19 protein-coding genes are annotated in these 19,953 nt (G+C 56.2%); 14 read left to right on the top strand and 5 right to left on the bottom strand.

Annotated elements, in window-relative coordinates; translation table 11 throughout:
- The first annotated feature begins 108 nt into the window (after positions 1-108).
- Both tehA and tehB read left to right on the top strand, forming a co-directional pair.
- Positions 109-1,113 (top strand): dicarboxylate transporter/tellurite-resistance protein TehA, encoded by a 1,005-nt coding sequence (tehA, locus tag OVA10_RS13830; RefSeq protein ID WP_268196159.1) that lies wholly within the window; start codon positions 109-111, stop codon positions 1,111-1,113.
- Positions 1,110-1,706, top strand: coding sequence for a tellurite resistance methyltransferase TehB (gene tehB, locus OVA10_RS13825; RefSeq protein ID WP_123427984.1), 597 nt, complete (start codon positions 1,110-1,112; stop codon positions 1,704-1,706). The genes tehA and tehB overlap by 4 nt, the downstream gene beginning before the upstream one ends.
- Here tehB and pepT read toward each other — a convergent pair.
- Positions 1,703-2,932, bottom strand: a complete 1,230-nt coding sequence (gene pepT, locus OVA10_RS13820) for a peptidase T (RefSeq protein ID WP_107703595.1) — start codon at positions 2,930-2,932, stop codon at positions 1,703-1,705. The genes tehB and pepT overlap by 4 nt on opposite strands.
- 112 nt (positions 2,933-3,044) lie before the next feature.
- Between pepT and OVA10_RS13815 the strand changes: the two genes are divergently transcribed.
- The gene (locus OVA10_RS13815; RefSeq protein WP_268196158.1) at positions 3,045-4,637 is read left to right on the top strand and encodes an ABC transporter substrate-binding protein; all 1,593 of its coding nucleotides are present in this window, start codon (positions 3,045-3,047) and stop codon (positions 4,635-4,637) included.
- Positions 4,638-4,776: 139 nt separating this feature from the next.
- Complete coding sequence (locus tag OVA10_RS13810) at positions 4,777-5,451, top strand: DUF3313 domain-containing protein (protein ID WP_268196157.1); 675 nt, start codon at positions 4,777-4,779, stop codon at positions 5,449-5,451.
- 33 nt (positions 5,452-5,484) lie between these two features.
- On the opposite strand, the gene OVA10_RS13805 is transcribed toward OVA10_RS13810, so the two are convergent.
- Positions 5,485-6,381, bottom strand: a complete 897-nt coding sequence (locus tag OVA10_RS13805) for a DMT family transporter (protein WP_107703592.1) — start codon at positions 6,379-6,381, stop codon at positions 5,485-5,487.
- A 170-nt stretch (positions 6,382-6,551) separates the two neighbouring features.
- On the opposite strand from OVA10_RS13805, the gene OVA10_RS13800 reads away from it, so the two are divergent.
- The gene (locus OVA10_RS13800) at positions 6,552-7,424 is read left to right on the top strand and encodes a helix-turn-helix transcriptional regulator (protein ID WP_123427976.1); all 873 of its coding nucleotides are present in this window, start codon (positions 6,552-6,554) and stop codon (positions 7,422-7,424) included.
- Here OVA10_RS13800 and OVA10_RS13795 read toward each other — a convergent pair.
- Positions 7,404-8,591: a benzoate/H(+) symporter BenE family transporter gene (locus OVA10_RS13795; protein ID WP_268196895.1), complete on the bottom strand. Its 1,188-nt coding sequence runs from the start codon at positions 8,589-8,591 to the stop codon at positions 7,404-7,406. The genes OVA10_RS13800 and OVA10_RS13795 overlap by 21 nt on opposite strands.
- Positions 8,592-8,661: 70 nt before the next feature.
- On the opposite strand from OVA10_RS13795, the gene OVA10_RS13790 reads away from it, so the two are divergent.
- On the top strand, positions 8,662-9,189 hold the full coding sequence (locus tag OVA10_RS13790) for a helix-turn-helix domain-containing protein (RefSeq protein WP_268196156.1): 528 nt from the start codon (positions 8,662-8,664) through the stop codon (positions 9,187-9,189).
- 80 nt (positions 9,190-9,269) lie between these two features.
- Positions 9,270-11,234, top strand: coding sequence for a peptidase U32 family protein (locus OVA10_RS13785; protein WP_123427969.1), 1,965 nt, complete (start codon positions 9,270-9,272; stop codon positions 11,232-11,234).
- Here the strand turns inward: OVA10_RS13785 and OVA10_RS13780 are convergent, their stop codons facing one another.
- Complete coding sequence (locus tag OVA10_RS13780) at positions 11,235-11,465, bottom strand: DUF2554 family protein (RefSeq protein WP_123427967.1); 231 nt, start codon at positions 11,463-11,465, stop codon at positions 11,235-11,237.
- Between the two features lie 244 nt (positions 11,466-11,709).
- Here OVA10_RS13780 and OVA10_RS13775 point away from each other — a divergent pair, with 244 nt between their 5' ends.
- On the top strand, positions 11,710-12,093 hold the full coding sequence (locus OVA10_RS13775) for a hypothetical protein (RefSeq protein WP_123428175.1): 384 nt from the start codon (positions 11,710-11,712) through the stop codon (positions 12,091-12,093).
- A 161-nt stretch (positions 12,094-12,254) separates the two neighbouring features.
- Here OVA10_RS13775 and ftrA read toward each other — a convergent pair whose 3' ends face one another.
- Positions 12,255-13,271: a transcriptional regulator FtrA gene (ftrA, locus tag OVA10_RS13770; protein WP_268196894.1), complete on the bottom strand. Its 1,017-nt coding sequence runs from the start codon at positions 13,269-13,271 to the stop codon at positions 12,255-12,257.
- Positions 13,272-13,344: 73 nt separating this feature from the next.
- On the opposite strand from ftrA, the gene OVA10_RS13765 reads away from it, so the two are divergent.
- The 6 genes from OVA10_RS13765 to urtD all read left to right on the top strand — a co-directional run bounded on the left by OVA10_RS13765 (position 13,345) and on the right by urtD (position 19,950).
- Positions 13,345-13,743, top strand: coding sequence for a rhodanese-like domain-containing protein (locus OVA10_RS13765; RefSeq protein ID WP_181827856.1), 399 nt, complete (start codon positions 13,345-13,347; stop codon positions 13,741-13,743).
- Positions 13,744-13,903: 160 nt separating this feature from the next.
- Entirely contained in the window at positions 13,904-15,007 is a 1,104-nt protein-coding gene (locus OVA10_RS13760) for a cobalamin-independent methionine synthase II family protein (RefSeq protein WP_142503358.1), read from the top strand.
- A 203-nt stretch (positions 15,008-15,210) separates the two neighbouring features.
- On the top strand, positions 15,211-16,482 hold the full coding sequence (gene urtA, locus OVA10_RS13755) for an urea ABC transporter substrate-binding protein (protein ID WP_100780193.1): 1,272 nt from the start codon (positions 15,211-15,213) through the stop codon (positions 16,480-16,482).
- A gap of 23 nt (positions 16,483-16,505) precedes the next feature.
- Positions 16,506-18,080, top strand: coding sequence for an urea ABC transporter permease subunit UrtB (gene urtB, locus OVA10_RS13750; RefSeq protein WP_123427959.1), 1,575 nt, complete (start codon positions 16,506-16,508; stop codon positions 18,078-18,080).
- Positions 18,080-19,153, top strand: coding sequence for an urea ABC transporter permease subunit UrtC (urtC, locus tag OVA10_RS13745; protein ID WP_123427957.1), 1,074 nt, complete (start codon positions 18,080-18,082; stop codon positions 19,151-19,153). Before urtB ends, urtC begins: the two co-directional genes overlap by 1 nt.
- Positions 19,153-19,950 (top strand): urea ABC transporter ATP-binding protein UrtD, encoded by a 798-nt coding sequence (gene urtD / locus OVA10_RS13740; RefSeq protein ID WP_107703587.1) that lies wholly within the window; start codon positions 19,153-19,155, stop codon positions 19,948-19,950. The genes urtC and urtD overlap by 1 nt, the downstream gene beginning before the upstream one ends.
- The last annotated feature ends 3 nt before the right edge of the window (positions 19,951-19,953 follow it).

The raw sequence follows: 19,953 nt of genomic DNA, 5'->3' as shown, positions 1-19,953 counted from the left end.
TAAGGGTCTTTACTAACCGTAGCAAACTTTACGCCTTCTGAAGTGCTGGCAACCGCGTCTGAAACCCCTTAAACTAGCATTTCAAATATAATTTATACTTTAAAATGAATGCATAATAGGCACAAATCCCAACAGGTTCTTAACTTACCATTCGGTTACTTTGGCATGGTATTGGGGACTATTGGTATGGGTTTCGCGTGGCGCTATGCCAGCACGATCTGGCCGGTTTCCCGTTGGCCGGGTGAGATTCTGGTGCTGGTGGCGATCCTCATCTGGTTTTTGCTGACCCTGGCAATGCTTACCCGCGCCGTACGCTTCCCGCACAGTGTTCTTGCGGAGATGCGCCATCCACTGATGAGCAGTTTTGTGAGTCTGTTTCCGGCCACCACACTGCTGGTGGCGATAGGGTTTGTCCCCTGGTGTCGACCCGTTTCGCTGGTGCTGTTTGGTATCGGCGTTGTGGTGCAGCTGAGCTATGCTGCCTGGCAAAGTGCCGGTCTGTGGCGGGGGAAACACCCCGAAGAGGCCACCACGCCGGGCCTGTATCTCCCGACGGTCGCCAATAATTTCATCAGTGCGATGGCCTGCGGCGCGCTCGGTTTCCACGATGCCGGGCTGGTATTTTTGGGTGCCGGCGTTTTCTCCTGGTTGAGCCTTGAGCCAGTGATATTGCAGCGTCTGCGCAGTTCTGGCGAGCTACCGGCGGCGCTGCGCACCTCTCTGGGTATCCAGCTGGCGCCTGCGCTGGTGGCCTGCAGCGCCTGGTTTAGCGTCAACGGCGGCGAGGCAGATACCTTCGCCAAAATGCTGTTTGGCTACGGGCTGTTGCAGCTGCTCTTTATGCTGCGCCTGATGCCCTGGTATCTCTCCCAGCCGTTCAACGCCTCCTTCTGGAGCTTCTCGTTCGGCGTTTCTGCGCTCGCTACCACCGGGCTGCATCTGGGGCAGAGCAGTCCATCGGGCTTTTTCCACGCCATTGCGGTACCGCTGTTTATTTTTACCAACTGCATCATTGCGCTCTTACTGGTGCGCACCTTCATTTTACTGGTGCAGGGAAAGCTTTTAGTTCGTTCAGATAACGCCACGCTTATGCACGCTGAGGAAAAGAGATGACTCACTTTGATGAAAACTATTTTACGGAAAAATATGGCCTGACCCGTACTCACTCGGATGTGGTTTACAGCGCCGGGATCGTCAAACCCGGCAAAACCCTGGATCTGGGCTGCGGCAATGGTCGCAACAGTCTGTATCTGGCCGCGAAGGGTTATGACGTAACCGCCTGGGATAAAAACCCGATGAGCATCGATAACATCGCGCGCATCCAGGCGGAAGAAGGGATCGTCAATCTGCAGGCTTCCGTGCAGGATCTGAACAGCCTGAGCTTTGACGGTGAGTACGATTTTATTCTCTCGACCGTGGTGATGATGTTCCTGGAAGCCAAAACCATTCCAGGACTGATTGCGAACATGCAGCGCTGCACCGTGCCTGGCGGTTACAACCTGATTGTGGCGGCGATGGATACGGAAGATTATCCGTGCACCGTCGGTTTCCCGTTCGCCTTTAAAAGCGGCGAGCTGAGCCGCTACTACGAAGGCTGGGAACTGCTGAAATATAATGAAGACGTCGGTGAATTACACCGCACCGACGCCAATGGCAACCGCATCAAACTGCGTTTCGCCACACTGCTTGCCCGCAAACCGGCCTAACGCGCCGCCAGCAGGCAGAGTTGCAGGGCCGTTTTGTAAGAGGCCTCGAACGACGACAGCGGCAAAAACTCAAACTTCGAGTGGAAGTTATGCGCGCCGGTAAAGAAGTTCGGGGTCAACAGTCCTTTCGCCGACAGGGCCGCACCGTCGGTGCCTCCGCGCATCGGCGTCGGTTTTGGCGTGATGCCGAGCGACGTCATCGCCTCAAACATCAGGTCGATAGCACGACGATCTTCCCCAATCGCATTGCTGATATTGCTGTAAGTGTCTTCAATGTGATGCTCGACGCGGGCAGTAGGGTGTTGCGCGGCGATTTTACCGGCAACGTCAGCGATCTGTTGTTTGCGCGCGGCAAAACTCGCTGTGTCGAAATCACGGATATTGGCTTTCAGTACCGCCTCGTTTTGCCCGGCCTGAATGCCGTTAAACCAGATATACCCCTCGCGGCCCTCGGTGCATTCCGGCGTCTGCTGACGGTCGAAGTGGCTGATGTAGTCCATCGCCATCAGTAGCGGGTTCACCAGCACGCCTTTCGCCGACATGGGGTGGGCGGTTACGCCGGTAAAGCGGATTTCTGCCGCTGCCGCGTTAAAGTTCTCGTAAACAATCTCGCCAATTTCGCAGCAGTCGATGGTCCAGGCAAAATCAACGTCAAAACGTTTTAGATCAAGCGCTTTCGCCCCGCATAAGCCAATCTCTTCATCGGGCACAAACGCCACCACGATATCGCCGTGCTGATCTTCTGCCGTCAGGTTTTCCAGAACCGTCATTACCACCGTCACCGCGGCTTTATTATCTGCGCCTAATACGCTGGTTCCGTCGCTGAAAATAATCTCTTCGCCAGGATAAGCCAGTATTTCCGGATGCTCATTCACCCGTAACCAGATCTGTTTCTCTTTATTTAGACAGAGGTCTTCTCCTGCAAAAGTTAATATTTGCGGATGAATATCCGGTGATAATCCCACGTCTACCGTATCAATATGGGTAATAAAACCAATGCGCGGAGCGCCGCTGACATTGCCTTTTTTGACGGCGGTCACCGTGGCAAATTCGTCGATCACGATGTCGCTCAACCCCAGTGATTCCAGCTCTTCTGCCAGCACCCGCGCCATCTCGTGCTGGCCTGGTGTGGAAGGGAGGGTTGCGCTTTTCGGATCGCTCTGGCTGGTGATGGCCAGGTAGCGATAAAAGCGTTGGGTTAATTGACTGGAAAGCGAATTCGTCATAGTGATTCTCTCTTTATTTGTATTATCAGGTGTTTGCATTGTCACTTTAATGGTATTTATGCAATGGCAAAAGAATTAATTAGCCGTCGAATTAAAAAGACAGGAAAATGCGATGAATAGCAAACTGACAACCTTAACCCTGGCAATTGCTGCATTAACGGTAAGTTCCGCCGTGGCGGCAAAGACACTGGTGTATTGCTCCGAAGGATCGCCGGAGAATTTTAATCCCCAGTTATACACCTCTGGCACCAGCGTGGATGCCAGTGCCGTACCGGTCTATAACCGACTGGTCGATTTTAAACCCGGCACGACGGAGCTGGTGCCAAGCCTGGCCGAAAGCTGGGGTGTCAGCGAGGACGGCAAGGTCTACACCTTCCATCTGCGCAAGGGCGTTAAATTCCAGAGCAATAAATTCTATAAACCGACGCGCGATTTTAACGCCGATGATGTGATTTTCTCCTTCATGCGGCAGAAAGACGTTAACCACCCGTACCACAACGTCTCCAACGGCAGCTATTCCAACTTTGAAAGTCTGGAGTTCGGCAGCCTGATAACCGCCATCGACAAGGTGGACGACCACACCGTGCGCTTTACCCTGGCGCATCCGGAAGCGCCGTTTGTCGCCGATCTGGCCTGGTATTTTGCCTCGATTCTCTCCGCGGAATACGCCGACGCGATGCTCAAAGCGGGTACGCCGGAAAAAGTGGATATGGACCCGATAGGCACCGGGCCGTTTAAACTGACGCAGTACCAGAAAGATTCGCGCATCCTCTTCACCGCGTTCCCGGACTACTGGCAGGGCAAATCAAAACTCGACCGACTGGTGTTCAGCATCACACCGGACGCCTCCGTGCGTTTTGCTAAAATCGAGAAAAACGAATGCCAGGTGATGCCGTTCCCAAATCCTGCCGATCTGCCGCGCATGAAGGCCAACAGCGATATCAACCTGATGAGCAAAGCGGGGCTGAACACCGGATTCCTGGCGTTTAACACCCAAAAGCCGCCGCTGGATAACGTGAAAGTGCGTCAGGCGCTGGCGATGGCGATCAACAAACCGGCGATCATTGACGCGGTGTTCCATGGCACGGGAACCGCAGCGAAAAACCTGCTGCCGCCGGGCATCTGGAGCGCCGACAGCGAGCTGAAGGATTACGATTACAGCCCCGATAAGGCCAAAGCGCTGCTGAAAGAGGCGGGATTTGCCAACGGCGTGAGTATCGAGCTGTGGGCGATGCCGGTGCAGCGCCCGTATAACCCGAACGCCAGGCGGATGGCCGAAATGATTCAGGCTGACTGGGCGAAAATCGGCGTGCAGGCCAAAATCGTCACCTATGAGTGGGGCGAATACCTTAAGCGTGTGAAGGGCGGTGAGCACCAGGCGGCGCTGATGGGCTGGACCACGGCGACGGGCGACCCGGATAACTTCTTCGGCCCGCTGTTTACCTGTACGTCCGCCAACGGCGGCTCGAACTCGGCGAAATGGTGCTATCAGCCGTTTGATAAGATCATCAACGAGGCGAAATCGATAACCGATCACGAGAAACGCGTGGCGCTGTACAAAGAGGCGCAGCAGATGATGCACGATCAAATGCCTGCGGTGATGATTGCGCACTCCACCATTTTCGAACCGGTGAGAAAAGAGGTGAAGGGTTACGAAATCGATCCGTTTGGTAAACATCTCTTCTGGCAAGTGGATATTAAATAACCATAAATCACTGCCCGTGACTATTCCGGGCAGTTTGTTTTTTGAATTGTGCCGCCAGCACCCTTTTTGTCACAACAAACCCCTGATTCTTTTGCTATAACTTCATATGCATATCTGCACATAACAGGGATTCACAACCATGCGTACTCACACTTTTTTTAAAGTTGCAGCGCTCTCTGGCCTTCTGGTTTTAGCGGGCTGCGCGTCCAAAGTGGCGCAACCCGATCAATATTCGGGCTTTTTGAAAGATTATTCAGGCTTGCAGCAGACAACGTCAGCAACGGGAAAACCGACGCTGCGCTGGGTAGATCCATCCTACAAACCGTCTAATTACGATAATATTGTGTGGAATCCAATCACCTATTATCCGGTGCCTAAACCCACCACGCAGGTAGGGCAAAAGTTACTGGACGATCTGCTGGCCTACACCAATACCAAAATGAAAGCGGCCATTGGTCAGACGAAACCGCTGGTGACAACACCAGGGCCACGTAGTCTGATCTTCCGCGGTGCGGTAACGGGTGTGAGTTCGAAGAGCGAAGGGCTGCAGTTCTATGAAGTGGTGCCGGTTGCGCTGGTAGTAGCAGGTACGCAAATGGCGACAGGACACCGCACGATGGACACCCATCTCTTCTTTGAAGGTGAGTTGATCGATGCGTCAACGGGTAAACCGGTGATCAAAGTGGTTCGTAAAGGCGAAGGGAAAGAGCTAAGTAACGAAAATTCACCAATGACCGTGGCGACGCTGAAACAGGTCGTGGATGACATGGCGACGGATGCCACCATGTTTGATGTGAACAATACCAAAAAATAATCTGAAACCGGCGGCCTCACACCGCCGGTTTTTTTATGCCATCCGCAGACGCCTGAACCAGGTTTCCGGTCGGGTGAACATCACCAGGTTCCCCGTCAGTATCAGCAATAATCCCGCCACCGCGTTCATGTGCCAGACGTAGCCCTCATACACCGTAGAAATCGACAGCGCGACCAGCGGGAACAGCAGGGTGCTGTAGGCCGCTTTGCCTGCACCGATGCGACCGACGAGGGTGAAGTACGCGCCAAAGGCAATCACAGATCCAAAGATCGCCAGATACAGCAGCGCACCGATGTAGCTCATGGTCCACTCGGGGACAAAACTGTCGCCGCGAACCAGCGCAATCGCACCCATCACCAGCGTACCGTAGGTCATCGCCCAGGCGTTGGTGGTCATGGTTTCCAGGCCGTTACGCTGATGGCGAAGGCTGATCATATTGCCCAGCGAGAAACCGTAGGTTCCAAGCGCTGACAGGCCGATACCCAGCAGCAGTTCGTGACTCCAGCCGCTGGCCAGCAAATCGTCCCAGAAGAGGGTGATGATGCCGAGCAGCCCCAGGATCGCGGCGGCCCAGAAGCGCGCCGGTGGACGCTGGCCGAAGAAAATAAAGCTGTTAATGGCGTTATACAGCACCGCCATCGAGAAAATGACTGACTCCAGCCCGGTATTGATAAACTTCGCCGCCGTGTAAAAGCACCAGAAGTTGAAGCAAAACACGCAGCAGCCCTGAACCATACAGAACAGATGATCGCGCACCGCCAGTTTACGCAGACGCCCCAGCGCCAGCAGGACCAGCATCATCGCGGCGCTCGCCACGGCAAAGCGCCAGAAAATGGACACCGGCGCGGCAACCGGTCCTTGTTGCAGGAAAATCGCAATCCAGGTCGTCCCCCAGATCACCACCACCAGCCCATACAGAAGTGCGTTCATCGTTCTCTCTTATCAAAGGGTAAAAGTGAAGTGTGACCGGAACTGAACCGGCGCGCTTTCAGCCACTTGCGGCTCACTTGCAAATTCTTGCGCTTTTTTGTTTCCCCATGACTGGTATCGCGGGGCAACACTTCTTAGACTGTCGATCTGTTTACTTGCCAGTTACGGTTATGTCTCACGCTTACGACACCTTTGAAACCCTTCGCCAACAGAACGCCGTGCTGCGGGAGACGGTCGCCCTCAATTCGGGCATCCAGCTGGCGGCGTGGTACAACAAGCACGATACGGTGACGGTAAAAAGTAACCACCATACCCTGAGCCTGTATGTGGCGGACGGCTACGAGAGTTACCACAAAACGGCCAGCGGCTGGAAAAACGGCGGCGGGCCGGACCGTTTTTGCCTGATGCCAAAAGAGAGCGAGTCGAGCTGGGACATCCGCGACGATTTATCCTTTGTGCACCTCTACTGCACTGACGAGCACCTGCGCGAACTGGGTGAGAAGATCTGGGATAAAAGCCCGGCGGCGATCGCGCTGGATGAAAAAACCTTCGCCAGCGACCCTAAAATCGCGATGCTTTATCGCCAGTTTTTGCTCGGCTGCGACTGGCAGCAGCAGGCCAACCAGCTGACGCTCAGCACTGCCAGCACCTTGTTGCTGACCCACCTGATCCAGAACTATTCCAGCGTGCAGTGGAAACTGCCCGTCGTCACTGGCGGCCTCTCGCCCTACGTGCTGCGCAACGTACTGGAGTATGTGAATAACCATCTTTCCCAGGCGTTAACGCTGGCTGAGCTGGCTGCGGTAGCGGCGTTGAGCGAATACCACTTTGCCCGCATGTTCCGCCAGTCGATGAATATGGCGCCGCATCAGTACGTCATGCAGCAGCGTATGGAAAAGGCGAAGAATCTGGTGCAGTTCACTCAGCAACCTTTGACCGACATCGCGCTGGCCTGCGGGTTTAGCTCGGCCAGCCATTTCAGCAATCGCTTTAAAGCGACCCTCGGATTAACCCCCTCGCAGCTACGCGCGGCGACAGCGTGATAACACGACAAAACAGATCCCACCCGCGATAAGCCCCCAGAACGCCGACCCAATCCCGAGCAGTGTTACACCGCTGGCAGTCACCAGAAAAGTGACGATGGCCGCATCGCGCTCCGCCTCATGCTGTAACGCCTGATACAGACTGCCACTGATGGTGCCCAGCAACGCCAGCCCGGCCAGCGTCTGGATCCAGCTGAGCGGCAGCGCCGCCATCAGCGCGGTAATCGATCCGCCGAAAATGCCTGCCAGCAGATAAAACACGCCTGCAGCCGCCGCGGCCAGCCAGCGCTTGCTGGCGTCCGGGTGCGCGTCCGGGCTTTGACAAATGGCGGCGGTGATTGCCGCGATGCAGATGGAAAAGACGCCAAACGGCGAGAACAGCAGGGCCAGTGCGCCGGTGAAAATGATCAGCGGCGAAACCGCGACCGGATATCCGGAGGCTTTCATAGTGGCGAAACCCGGCGCGTTTTGCGACGCCATGGTCACGAGAAAGAAAGGCAGGCCGATGCTGACGAGCGTGGTGAAGGTAAACTTCGGCGCGATAAATTCCGGAAGCACCACGCGAAAAGCATGATTATCCGTGACAACGTCACCTCCCACCCAGGCTGCCACACTTCCGACCAGCAGTGTAGCGACAATGGCATAGCGCGGCGCGAAGGCTTTTGCGACAAGCCATGCCAGCAGCATGCTTCCACACAGCAGAAAATGGCCCTCAAGATGACTGAACGCCTGCAGGCCAAAGCGCAGCAGCACACCGGCGAGCATCGCCGCCGCAAGAGTATGTGGGATAATTTTCATCAGCCGGGCGAACAGACCCGTCACGCCGCACAGCAGAATTAGCGCGTTAGCGAAGATAAAAATGCCGATGGTTTCGGCAAGGGTGACGCCCTGCAGGCTGGTCGCCAGCAGCGCCGCGCCAGGCGTGGACCAGGCGGTAAGCACCGGCGATTTGTACCACAGGGAGAGAGCGAGCGTGCTTACCCCCATCCCAATACCGAGCGCGGTCATCCAGCCTGCAATCTGTTGGGGCGTGGCGCCCGCTGCGGCCGCAGCCTGCCAGATGATGGCGGCAGAGCTGGCGTAGCCCACCAGCACGGCGACGAAACCGGCCAGCACCGCAGGAAAAAGTGAGGAGGAAGGGCGCATAAAGACTCCGTTGTGCGTTATAGCGTCCGTGGGAATGTAGCACTGTGCGCTATAGCGTACAAGTGGTACACTCCCGGCAACGGGAGGATCTATGAATATCACTCAACATCTGGCGTCAACGCTGAAAAACGAGCGTCAGGCGCGTGGCTGGAGTCTGTCGAAGCTGGCGGACGAGACAGGCGTGTCGAAAGCGATGCTCGGGCAAATCGAGCGTAACGAGTCCAGCCCGACGGTCTCGACCCTGTGGAAAATCGCCACCGGCCTGAACGTCCCTTTCTCCGCCTTTATTACACTGGAAACGCACCCGCAGCCCGTCTTTGACCCGCAGCAGCAGGCGATGGTGGTCAAGCCGCTTTTCCCGTGGGACGAGACACTAAAGTTTGACCACTTTTCGATTACTCTGGCGCCGGGCGCAATCAGTGAATCGACGCCGCACGAAGCGGGTGTGATTGAACATGTGGTGGTGATCAGTGGGGAACTGGAGATGTGTCTCGACGGCGTCTGGTGCACGATTTTGCCTGATTCCGGCGTGCGTTTTGCGGGCGATAAACCCCATGCCTACCGCAACAGCAGCGGGCAGACCGTGCACTTTCATTCGTTGATACATTATCCCCGTTAAAGGTACGCAAAACGGTTTCGCTGTCGTAGACTTCTGACTACAATAGCCGCCATTTTGACCATAACGGATAACGACGAAGTATGCGCCTGCAATCCCATCATCTTGAACTCTTAAGCCCGGCCCGTGACGCCTCCATCGCGCGTGAGGCGATCCTGCACGGTGCGGACGCGGTCTATATTGGCGGCCCGGGCTTTGGCGCTCGCCATAATGCCAGCAACAGCCTGCGCGATATCGCCGAGCTGGTGCCGTTTGCCCACCGTTTCGGTGCCAAAGTGTTCGTGACCCTGAACACCATTCTTCATGATGATGAACTTGAGCCTGCCCAGCGTCTGATTACCGATCTGTACCAGACCGGCGTTGATGCCCTGATCGTGCAGGACATGGGTGTGCTCGAGCTGGACATACCGCCGATTGAATTGCATGCCAGCACCCAATGCGATATCCGCACTGTCGAAAAAGCGAAGTTTCTCTCTGACGTCGGTTTTACCCAGATCGTGCTGGCGCGCGAGCTGAATCTGAACCAGATCCGCGATATCCACCAGGCCACCGACGCCACCATTGAATTCTTTATCCACGGCGCGCTGTGCGTGGCCTATTCCGGCCAGTGCAACATTTCCCACGCGCAGACCGGGCGCAGCGCGAACCGCGGCGACTGCTCTCAGGCGTGCCGTCTGCCGTACACCCTGAAAGACGATCAGGGGCGCGTGGTGGCGTTCGAAAAACATCTCCTGTCGATGAAAGACAACGACCAGACCGCCAACCTGGCGGCGCTGATCGACGCAGGCGTGCGCTCCTTCAAGATTGAAGGGCGCTACAAAGACATGAGCTACGTGAAAAACATCACCGCGCACTACCGCCAGATGCTGGATGCCATCATTGACGATCGCGGCGATCTGGCGCGCGCGTCTGCCGGGCGTACCGAGCATTTCTTTATTCCGTCGACGGATAAAACCTTCCACCGTGGCAGCACGGACTACTTCGTGAATGCGCGAAAAGGCGATATCGGCGCGTTCGATTCACCGAAATTTATCGGTCTGCCGGTGGGAGAAGTGCTAAAAGTCGCGAAAGACCATCTCGACGTGAAAGTGACCGAGACGCTCGCCAACGGCGACGGTCTGAATGTGATGATCAAACGTGAAATTGTCGGTTTCCGCGCTAATACGGTAGAGAAAACCGGCGAAAATCAGTATCGCGTCTGGCCAAATGAAATGCCTGCCGATCTCTATAAAGCGCGTCCGAATGCGGCGCTCAATCGCAACCTGGACCACAACTGGCAGCAGGCGTTGCTGAAAACCTCCAGCGAACGTCGCATCGCCGTGGATATCGAACTGGGCGGCTGGGAAGAGCAGCTGATCCTGACCATGACCAGCGAAGATGGCGTGAGCGTGACCCATACACTGGACGGTCAGTTTGAAGAGGCGAATAACGCCGAAAAAGCGCTGAACAGCCTGAAAGAGGGCGTGGCGAAGCTCGGGCAGACAATCTACTACGCGCGGGATATTCAGGTGAACCTGCCCTCCGCGCTGTTTGTCCCGAACAGCCTGTTGAACGCGTTCCGTCGCGAAACGGCAGAGATGCTGGATGACGCGCGTCTGGCAAACTATCCGCGCGGCAGCCGTAAAGCAGTTTCCGTGCCTGCGCCGGTCTATCCGGACACCCACCTGTCTTTCCTTGCTAACGTCTACAACCACAAAGCGCGGGCGTTCTACCATCGCTATGGCGTGCAGCTGATCGACGCGGCCTATGAAGCGCATGAAGAGAAGGGCGATGTGCCGGTGATGATCACTAAACACTGCCTGCGCTTCGCCTTTAACCTGTGTCCGAAACAGGCTAAAGGCAGCATCAAAAGCTGGAAAGCAACGCCGATGCAGCTGGTGAACGGTGACGAAGTGTTAACGCTGAAATTTGACTGCCGTCCGTGTGAAATGCACGTCATTGGTAAGATGAAAAATCACATCTTCAAGATGCCACAGCCGGGTAGCGTGGTGGCATCTGTCAGCCCGGAAGATCTGATGAAAACCCTGCCAAAGCGTAAAGGGGTTTAATCAGCGAAAATGGGTCTCCGGTTTGCGCGATTTTAGCCAGTGATGGTGCTCGCGCAAACCCTCCGCAGACTCCTCCGCCACATACCGCAGTTCGTCGCTGTCCGCGCTATGACGCAACTGATGGTCGGCATTCTGTACCAACAGGTATTCATGCCCTTTATGCCCCGCCATTAACTGACCCGAAAACAACGCGCAGGTCAGCAGTACGATTGATAAACACGTTTTAACCATTTCATCACCACCGCGTAATATTTGCGGCTACTATGCCAATAGTTGCGTCGGGTTATTATTCGGATATTCAAACTAACGAAAAGAATTTGTCAGTTTTTTAGCGTCAAATTTGTATCAAGTCCAATAATGGACCCAGCATTTTTAAGGGAATTTCAGCGTGTTGAAGAACCTGCAAATAATAGGTGCTAGAAGATTAGGAGGATTCCGATATAATAAGCTTTTGACTATGGACCAGGTCGATCAAATGACAAAAGCATCCTCTCTTTCCGCCATCGGTATTGCTGTCGCAATTGTTGGCGCTGCCTATATGGGTTACGCGCACTTCCACGATAAACCCGATTATCTGCAAGCCGCTGAAACCCGAGTCAGCTCTTATCTCACCAGTGACTATGGCCGCGTATCCTGCAACAGCACGCAGGTGAAGGGCCAGCAGTGGCATCTTGAGTGCCACAACGTGGCGAAAAGCAAAAACTTCGAATATGACGTCTATCCTGCTGAAGAGGCGCCCTATGCCGTATCACGCGCATTTTACCTTGAAGCGGTTAACGATAACGCCATTCAAAGCGCCAGTCAGGGGCTGATGAAATATCTGCAAATTAGTACAGCAGCGAATAATGTCCAGTCGTGATAATGCCGGATGGCGTTTGTTTAATATTCGTTTATGAAATGAATGGTAGTTTATTATGCGATCCGCTACCGGTTATGGAATACCGGACGTAGATACCAAAATACAAATCTATCCATGCAAGCATTTACCGCCAGATTATGGCGGTTTTTTTTGCGTTAAATTCAGCGAATATCGGCATGACACTGGCGGGCTAAATACTGTTTTCGGTATTGCGCAGGCGAAAGATCATACTGCTGGCGAAAATGGTGGCGCAGGGTAGCGGAATGGCCGAACCCGGTTTGTTCTGCGATGCTGTCGATACTTAAGCGGCTATTTTCCAGAAACTCCTTTGCCCGCAGCAGCCGTTCGTTCAGTAGCCAGCGCGCGGGCGTGGTTCCCGTGGCATTCGCAAACCGGCGCAGAAAGGTCCGCTCACTCATTCCCACACGACGCGCCAGGGAACTCACGCTGTGGTTCACCGTCAGCTGCTGATGCAGAAAATCAAACAGCTGCCCGAATCGCTGGCTCTCCCGCAATACCGCGACCGGACGGCTCACCTGCTGCGTTTGTGCGCCATCGCGATGTGGCTGAATCACCAGACGGTGCGCCACGCGGTTCGCGGCGTCCATGCCATAATCACGCCGGACGACGTGCAGGCACAAATCGATTCCGGCGGCGCTGCCCGCCGAGGTGAGAATTGTCCCTTCGTCCTGATAAAGCACATCTTCAATCACCTCAATTGCCGGAAAGCGCGTTTTCAGTGTCTCTGTATAGCGCCAGTGCGTGGTGGCTTTTCGCCCGTCAAGCACGCCTGCAGCGGCCAGCACGAACACGCCGGAACAGATTGAGAGCAGATGGCAGCCGCGCGCGAGGGCACGGCGAAGCGCCTCGCACAGTGCGGGCGGAACGTTTTCCTCCACACCGCGCCAACCGGGAACGATAATCAGGTCGGCCTGTTCCAGAAGTGTTAAATCACCGTCTGCCACCATTCTGATCCCGCCCGTTGCCCGCAGCTCGCCTTGCTCCACGGAAGCCACGCTAAACCGATACCAGTCATCGCCCATTTCCGGGCGCGGGAGGCCGAAAATCTCGACCGCCACGCCAAACTCGAAAGTACACAGACCGTCGTACGCCAGGGCAACCACCCGCGGGCGCGGGACCTGTCGTAAGTTTGTCATCATTTTGCTGTTTTCTGGCATAACCGCAGGCATTCACTGACTCAATTTTTGGATAACGTACTGTTAACACAAACGCCATACAGGAGAAAGTACCATGAGTTATGTCACTGAGTTTCCCGCCGCCGACCCACAAGAGTCTGTCGCCCATTTTCTGCGCCGTCTGAGCGTGGAAACGGACTGCGCCGACGTGCACCACGCCATAGCCCATCATCAGCAGGATTTTGTATTGCTGCACGTCGTGGGCCGCCCGGAGCAATTTGCCCGCCGTCATCTGCCGGGGGCGATCCATTTGCCCTGGTCGGCGATGAACGCCGAAACCATGGCGCAGTGGCCGCAGGATACCCTGTTTGTGGTGTACTGCGCCGGACCGCACTGCAACGGCGCAGATCGGGCGGCGCTGAAGCTTTCCCGCCTCAGCTTGCCGGTCAAAATCATGATCGGCGGCATCACTGGCTGGGAAGATGAAAACTTCGCCTTTGCCACGGATGATTGACCTGAAGATGAAAAAAATTCATCTGCCATGAAATTTTCTCGTTTGCTGCAACGCAGGGGTTATGACATCTTTTTGGACATATAGCCATCCAGAAGTCTAAAAGTTCAATTACTGAATTATCACTGTTGGCAATCAAATGCTGGCAGCAAAGGAGAGAATCATGCAACGACAACACGCCCCGTACCGTGCCGATGTGGTAGGCAGTTTTTTACGTCCCGATGCGATTAAAGAGGCGCGAGTGAAATTCGCCAGCGGTGAGATTGACGCCGGTCAGCTGCGTGCCGTTGAAAACGACGCCATCCGTCAGGTGGTAGAGCAGCAGTGCGCCTGCGGCCTGCACGTGGTGACGGACGGTGAGTTTCGTCGCGCCTGGTGGCACTTTGATTTCTTCGACGGTTTACAGGGCGTGGAACGCTACGATTCAAACCAGGGTATCCAGTTTAACGGCGTGCAGACCAAGGCCCACGGCGTGCGCGTTACCGGCAAACTGGGCTTTGGCGACCATCCGATGCTGGAAGATTTCCGCTATCTGAAAAGCATCAGCGGCAACGCCCAGCCGAAAATGACCATTCCAAGCCCGAGCGTGCTGCATTTCCGTGGCGGGCGTAAAGATATCGACGCGACGGTTTACCCGGAACTGGACGCCTATTTCGACGATCTGGCGACCACCTGGCGTGATGCGATCCATGCATTTTATGAAGCGGGCTGCCGGTATCTGCAGCTGGACGACACGGTCTGGGCCTATCTCTGTTCTGACGATCAGCGCCGCCAGATCAAAGCGCGCGGGGACGATGCGGATCAGCTGGCCCGTACCTATGCCCGCGTGCTGAACAAAGCGCTGGAAGGCAAACCAGACGATCTGACCATCGGTCTGCATGTCTGTCGCGGCAATTTCCGCTCCACCTGGATCTCCGAAGGCGGTTATGAGCCGGTGGCCGAAGTGCTGTTTGGTTCGGTCAACGTGGACGCGTTCTTCCTCGAATATGACAACGACCGCAGCGGTGATTTCGCGCCGTTACGCTTTGTTCGTCCCGGCAAGCAGCAGGTGGTGCTGGGCCTGATCACCACCAAAAATGGCGAACTGGAAAACCCGGAAGGGGTAAAAGCGCGCCTGGAAGAGGCGGCGCAATACGTGGCAAAAGAGCAGATTTGCCTCAGCCCGCAGTGCGGTTTTGCCTCCACGGAAGAGGGCAACACCCTGACGGAAACCCAGCAGTGGGACAAAGTGCGTCTGGTGACGCAGATCGCTGACGAAGTCTGGTAATGCTTCGGGCACAGCGTTGCACTTTATTAATGCAGCGCTGTGCCATTCTGAGTCGTTTCCCGCCGTTTACTACTTTTACCCCCCTGAAATTCCGCGATTTTCCATCCTGGCATCCTTTTTGCTCTCCTGAAAATGACACGTTTGATTCTGCGTCCAGATAGTACCGGACGTTTTCGCACAGCTTGTTTTTCAGGAGTGAAAATATGCACCGTCGTACCTTAATCAAAGCTTTCGCACTGTCTGCTTCCGTGGTCGCAATGGGGATGAGTTTCGGCGTGCAGGCTGCCGATACGATTAAAATCGGGATCATGCACTCGCTCTCCGGCACGATGGCGATCTCAGAGACGCCGTTGAAAGACGTGGCGCTGATGACCATTGATGAAATCAACGCCAAAGGCGGCGTGCTGGGTAAAAAGCTCGAACCGGTGGTGGTAGACCCGGCCTCGAACTGGCCGCTGTTTGCGGAAAAAGCGCGTCAGCTGTTAAGCCAGGATAAAGTCGCTGCGGTCTTTGGCTGCTGGACTTCTGTGTCGCGCAAATCGGTATTACCGGTCTTCGAGGAGCTGAACGGGCTGCTGTTCTATCCGGTGCAGTATGAGGGCGAAGAGATGTCGCCAAACGTGTTTTATACCGGTGCGGCACCCAACCAGCAGGCCATTCCTGCTGTCGAGTATCTGATGGGTGAGGATGGCGGGAGTGCCAAACGCTTCTTCCTGCTGGGGACCGACTACGTTTACCCACGCACCACCAATAAAATCCTGCGCGCTTTCCTGCATTCCAAAGGGGTTCAGGATAAAGACATTGAAGAGGTCTACACCCCGTTTGGTCACAGCGATTACCAGACTATCGTCGCCAATATCAAGAAATTCTCCGCTGGCGGCAAAACGGCGGTGGTCTCCACCATCAACGGCGACTCCAACGTTCCATTCTATAAAGAACTGGCAAACCAGGGCGTGAAAGCGACGGATGTGCCGGTGGTGGCGTTCTCCGTGGGTGAAGAGGAGCTGCGCGGCATCGACGCTAAACCGCTGGTGGGTAACCTCGCCGCCTGGAACTACTTCGAGTCTGTCGATAACCCGACCAACCAGACGTTCGTCGCCGCGTATAAAGCCTACGCCAAAGCGCACAAACTGCCGAACGCCGATACGGTAGTCACTAACGATCCGATGGAAGCCACCTACGTGGGCATTCATATGTGGGCGCAGGCGGTGGAAAAAGCCGGAACCACCGACGTGGACAAAGTGCGTGCCGCCATGGCCGGACAATCCTTCAAAGCGCCGTCAGGCTTTACGCTGACCATGGATGAAACCAACCACCATCTGCATAAGCCGGTAATGATTGGCGAAATCGAAGGTGATGGCCAGTTCAACGTCGTCTGGCAGACCGATAAAACCGTCCGCGCTCAGCCGTGGAGTCCGTTCATTCAGGGCAATGATAAAAAGCCCGATCAGCCGATGAAAACCGCCAGTAACTAAGCCTAATCGCACGGAGAAAAGCCATGAGCGTAATGCGAATGTTCGTCGCAATAGTCTGGCTTGCCGGTCTGCTGCCAGGGATGGCGCAGGCGTCGGATGCGGACAACTTTGTCGCCGCAAGCCGCAGCCAGCAAACCGCACTGCTGGAACACTGGGCCGTCGCGCCGGATGTCAAACGCCTGCCACTGTTGCAGGCCCTGCAGAAAGAGAACCTGTTTGCTGACGGGCAGAAGCACGCTTTTGCCCGTGTCAATGGCGAGATGGTCGCGCTGGGGGAAGCGTCGACGGTGGCGGGTGAGCCGAAAGCGGTCCGTCTGACCAACCGCCTGCGGGTGTTGGCCTCGACGGCGCTGTCCACGCACCTGCTCGCCAGTGACAACGTCACGCAAAGAGCGCGTGCCGCGCTTCAGTTGCAGCGCGATGCCACGCCGGACATGCTGAACATGTTGCAGCAACGTCTGCTCGTCGAGAAGGATGACAGCGTGCATCAGGCGCTGGAAGTGGCGCTGGCAAATCTCCAGCTGGTCAGCCCACAGGCGGAGGTGCGTTTGCAGGCGGTTGAGCTGCTGGGGCATTCAGCCGATCCGGAAACCCAGACCCGTCTGTTGCCTTATACCCAGCCCCAAACGGAACCCGACGCCCGCGTGCGCGAGGCGGCGGAAAACAGCCTGAGCAAAATCCAGCATCGTCTGCTGATAAGCGATCTGCTGGGGCAGGCCTTTATGGGGCTGTCGCTGGGGTCCGTACTGCTGCTGGCGGCGCTGGGACTTGCGATCACCTACGGCTTGCTGGGGGTGATCAATATGGCGCACGGCGAAATGCTGATGCTGGGCGCCTACTGCACGTGGATGGTTCAGCAAATGATGGCGCAGTTTATGCCCCAGTGGCTGGCTTTTTACCCGGTGGTGGCGCTGCCGGTGGCCTTCCTGGTGACTGCCGGGATCGGTATGGCGCTGGAGCGCACGATTATTCGCCATCTCTACGGTCGACCGCTGGAAACGCTGCTCGCGACCTGGGGTATCAGCCTGATGATTATCCAGATTGTGCGCATGACCTTTGGCGCGCAGAACCTGGAAGTGGCTAACCCGGCGTGGCTGTCGGGGGGCGTGCAGGTTTTTGCCAATCTGATCCTGCCGTGGAACCGTCTGGTGGTGCTGGGATTTGTGCTGCTGGTCCTGTTCTTCACTTGGCTTATCCTCAACAAAACCCGCCTGGGGCTAAACGTGAGGGCGGTGACGCAAAACCGCAGTATGGCCGCCTGCTGCGGCGTGCCGACCGGGCGCGTCGATATGCTGGCGTTTGGTCTGGGATCGGGGATCGCGGGATTGGGAGGCGTGGCGCTGTCGCAGCTCGGTAACGTCGGGCCGGAACTCGGGCAGGGTTACATCATCGATTCGTTCCTCGTGGTGGTGCTGGGCGGTGTCGGCCAGCTGGCAGGCAGCGTGGCGGCAGCATTTGGCCTCGGGATCTTCAACAAAATTCTTGAACCGCAAATGGGTGCCGTGCTCGGCAAAATCCTGATTCTGGTGGCGATCATTCTGTTTATTCAGAAACGTCCTCAGGGGTTGTTTGCACTTAAAGGGAGGGTGACAGACTGATGAGCCAGCCGCTGACGTTAACCCTGGCGCGAAAAGCGCCACGCTTTATCCCGCTTTTTGGCAGCCTGATACTTGCCATTTTGCTGGTCCTGCCGTTTCTGGCGCTGCTGCCGGCCAGCCATCCGCTGTCAGTTTCCACCTGGATGCTGACGCTCGTCGGGAAGATCCTCTGCTATGCGATCGTTGCCGTCGCCCTCGACCTGGTCTGGGGTTATGCCGGAATGCTGTCTCTGGGGCACGGTATTTTCTTTGCTCTCGGCGGGTATGCGATGGGGATGTACCTGATGCGTCAGGCCTCGGGCGAAAGCCTCCCGGCGTTTATGTCGTTTCTCTCCTGGAGCGAACTGCCGTGGTTCTGGTGGGGCACACAGCATTTTGCCTGGGCGATGCTGCTGGTGGTGATGATCCCCGGCCTGCTGGCGCTGATCTTCGGCTGGTTTGCCTTTCGCTCAAAAATCAAAGGGGTCTATTTTTCGATCATGACCCAGGCGCTGACCTACGCGGGCATGCTGCTGTTCTTTCGCAATGAAACCGGCTTTGGTGGCAACAACGGCTTTACCGGGTTTACCACGCTGCTGGGCTTTTCGGTGACGGCAACCACCACGCGTATCGCCCTGTTTCTGGCGACCGTTGTCCTGCTGGTGGCCTCGCTTGCCATCGGTTTTGCGCTGGCGAAGAGCAAATTTGGCCGCATCCTGACGGCGGTGCGCGATGCGGAAAACCGCCTGACGTTTTGCGGCTACGATCCGCGTGGTTTTAAACTGCTGGTCTGGACGCTTTCGGCGGTGCTGTGTGGGCTTGCCGGGGCGCTGTACGTCCCACAGGTGGGTATTATCAATCCCGGCGAAATGTCGCCAACTAACTCCATTGAAGCCGCGATTTGGGTGGCTCTTGGTGGGCGAGGAACGCTGGTCGGCCCGGTGATTGGCGCGGCGCTGGTCAACGGTGCGAAAAGCTATTTCACCGTGGCGATGCCGGAATACTGGCAGCTGTTTCTCGGCGGAATTTTTATCGCCGTCACGCTCTTTTTACCGCGCGGCGTCTACGGGCTTTTTCGTAAGGGAGAGAAATAATGCAACCAGCCGAAGGACTCTTTACCCGGCAGTTGCCCGGCGACCGCTTTCGCGATCAGACCGACCCGGTGCTCCAGCTGGAGTCGATTAACGTCAATTTCGACGGTTTTCAGGCGCTGACGGATCTGTCGCTTAACATTGGCGTGGGTGAATTGCGTTGCGTCATTGGGCCGAACGGCGCGGGGAAAACCACGCTGATGGACGTGATTACAGGCAAAACGCGGCCACAAAGCGGGCGGGCGATTTACGATCAGTCGATAGATTTAACGGGTCTCGATCCGGCGGCGATTGCACGCCAGGGGATCGGGCGCAAATTCCAGAAACCGACCGTGTTCGAAGCCCTGACGGTGTGGGAAAACCTGGAGCTGGCGATGAAGGGCGATAAATCCGTGTGGGCCAGTCTGCGTGCGCGTTTGACGTCAGAACAGAGCGACCGTATCCACGAGATGTTAACGCTGCTGCGCCTGAGCGCGGAGCGCGACCGGCGCGCCGGGATGCTCTCTCACGGGCAAAAGCAGTTTCTGGAAATCGGCATGCTGCTGGTGCAGGAGCCGCATTTGCTGCTGCTCGATGAGCCTGCCGCCGGGATGACGGATGCAGAAACCGAATATTCGGCAGAGCTGTTTCGCACGCTTGCCGGAAAGCACTCCCTGATGGTGGTCGAGCACGACATGGGCTTTGTTGAAACCATCGCCGATCACGTCACCGTTCTGCATCAGGGGCGAGTGCTGGCGGAAGGCTCGCTGCGCGAGGTGCAGGCCAACGAGCAGGTGATTGAAGTCTATCTGGGACGCTAAAGG

The sequence above is a fragment of the Lelliottia sp. SL45 genome (assembly GCF_026672535.1).
GTDB classification, from domain to species: Bacteria; Pseudomonadota; Gammaproteobacteria; order Enterobacterales; family Enterobacteriaceae; genus Enterobacter; species Enterobacter nimipressuralis.
This window is presented reverse-complemented; position numbering and strand designations above follow the sequence as displayed.

Coding starts and splice junctions, on each gene's coding strand:
- tehA (WP_268196159.1), top strand. CDS start 109: ATGCATAATAGGCACAAATCCCAACAGGTTCTTAACTTACCATTCGGT.
- tehB (WP_123427984.1), top strand. CDS start 1,110: ATGACTCACTTTGATGAAAACTATTTTACGGAAAAATATGGCCTGACC.
- pepT (WP_107703595.1), bottom strand. CDS start 2,932: ATGACGAATTCGCTTTCCAGTCAATTAACCCAACGCTTTTATCGCTAC.
- OVA10_RS13815 (WP_268196158.1), top strand. CDS start 3,045: ATGAATAGCAAACTGACAACCTTAACCCTGGCAATTGCTGCATTAACG.
- OVA10_RS13810 (WP_268196157.1), top strand. CDS start 4,777: ATGCGTACTCACACTTTTTTTAAAGTTGCAGCGCTCTCTGGCCTTCTG.
- OVA10_RS13805 (WP_107703592.1), bottom strand. CDS start 6,381: ATGAACGCACTTCTGTATGGGCTGGTGGTGGTGATCTGGGGGACGACC.
- OVA10_RS13800 (WP_123427976.1), top strand. CDS start 6,552: ATGTCTCACGCTTACGACACCTTTGAAACCCTTCGCCAACAGAACGCC.
- OVA10_RS13790 (WP_268196156.1), top strand. CDS start 8,662: ATGAATATCACTCAACATCTGGCGTCAACGCTGAAAAACGAGCGTCAG.
- OVA10_RS13785 (WP_123427969.1), top strand. CDS start 9,270: ATGCGCCTGCAATCCCATCATCTTGAACTCTTAAGCCCGGCCCGTGAC.
- OVA10_RS13780 (WP_123427967.1), bottom strand. CDS start 11,465: ATGGTTAAAACGTGTTTATCAATCGTACTGCTGACCTGCGCGTTGTTT.
- OVA10_RS13775 (WP_123428175.1), top strand. CDS start 11,710: ATGACAAAAGCATCCTCTCTTTCCGCCATCGGTATTGCTGTCGCAATT.
- ftrA (WP_268196894.1), bottom strand. CDS start 13,271: ATGCCAGAAAACAGCAAAATGATGACAAACTTACGACAGGTCCCGCGC.
- OVA10_RS13765 (WP_181827856.1), top strand. CDS start 13,345: ATGAGTTATGTCACTGAGTTTCCCGCCGCCGACCCACAAGAGTCTGTC.
- OVA10_RS13760 (WP_142503358.1), top strand. CDS start 13,904: ATGCAACGACAACACGCCCCGTACCGTGCCGATGTGGTAGGCAGTTTT.
- urtA (WP_100780193.1), top strand. CDS start 15,211: ATGCACCGTCGTACCTTAATCAAAGCTTTCGCACTGTCTGCTTCCGTG.
- urtB (WP_123427959.1), top strand. CDS start 16,506: ATGAGCGTAATGCGAATGTTCGTCGCAATAGTCTGGCTTGCCGGTCTG.
- urtC (WP_123427957.1), top strand. CDS start 18,080: ATGAGCCAGCCGCTGACGTTAACCCTGGCGCGAAAAGCGCCACGCTTT.
- urtD (WP_107703587.1), top strand. CDS start 19,153: ATGCAACCAGCCGAAGGACTCTTTACCCGGCAGTTGCCCGGCGACCGC.